At 62.3% G+C, this 1,110-nt stretch carries 1 protein-coding gene; it reads left to right on the top strand.

Annotation, left to right across the window (positions count from 1 at the left end; translation table 11 throughout):
• Positions 1 to 220: 220 nt before the first annotated feature.
• On the top strand, positions 221 to 1,110 hold an 890-nt coding region (locus NKI69_RS33475; protein WP_352723441.1), incomplete at its 3' end, for an IS110 family RNA-guided transposase.

The raw sequence follows: 1,110 nt of genomic DNA, 5'->3' as shown, positions 1-1,110 counted from the left end.
CTCCGTCTCGGCTTCGCCGAGCCACCTTGTATCTACACGAGAGAGATTTCGTGGGATTAGAGCGATTGAGCCAAGGTCCGGGCGGCCGCCCGGACCTTGGCTTGGCGAAGTCGCCCGTACCACCTGAGGTTACAACCGCGGGAGAGCTTGGGATCTTCGCCTTCGTCACGCACGACCGAACAGTCGCTTGGTTCCAACCGTACGCACAAGGCAGGTTACCGTGAACAGGATTATTTGTGGAGTTGATGTTTCGAAAGATTGGCTGGACGCGCATGTCCGGCCTGGCGGAGCGGCAGCGCGCTTCGCCAACGATGCGGCGGGGATTGCAGCTCTTTGGCTGTTCTGCCGCAGCCATGGCGCAGCCCTTGCGGTGATGGAGGCATCGGGCGGCTATGAACGGCTGGGGTTCATGCTCTTGTGGGCGCACGGCATGCCGTGCGGCGTGGTCAATGCCAAGAGCGTGCGCCGTTTCGCCGAGGCGATGGGCTATCTGGAGAAGACCGACAGGATCGACGCCGCTGTCATCGCCCATTACGGCGCAGTCAAGAACACGGTGCCGACGCCACCGCCAAGCGCTGCCCAACAGCGGCTTACCGCGTTGGTTGGCCGGCTTTGCCAGATTGTCGGCGATGCGACCATCAACAAGCAGCGTAGAAGTGCCGCATGCGACGCCGAGGTATGCGCCAGCATCGAGGCGACGCTGGCCTTCCTCAAGCGCGAGCAACGGCGCCTGGAAGGCGAGATTGCCTCGATGATCGATGACGATCCGCTGTGGGCCAGGCTGGAGCGAGCCTTTCGTTCGCTCAAGGGCGTAGCCGGACGCACTGTCGCCCGTCTGATGGCCGAACTGCCCGAGATCGGCCTCATCTCCAACAAGGCCATCGCCAAGCTGGCAGGCCTGGCTCCTTTCGCCAACGATAGCGGCAAGCGCACCGGCAACAGGCATGTGCGAGGCGGACGCGCCGGGCCGCGTGGCATCCTCTTCATCGTCGCAGCTATCGTGGCCAAATTCGATCCTCATCTCAAAGCTTTCGCTCAACGGTTGCAACAGGCGGGAAAGCCAAAAATGCTCATCCGCATCGCACTCGCCAGAAAACTCCTGGTCATCCT

It is taken from the genome of Mesorhizobium sp. M0491 (assembly GCF_040321265.1).
Taxonomy (GTDB): Bacteria; Pseudomonadota; Alphaproteobacteria; order Rhizobiales; family Rhizobiaceae; genus Mesorhizobium.
Note: the sequence above shows the minus strand (reverse complement) of the source record. Positions and strands in the feature narration are given on the sequence as shown.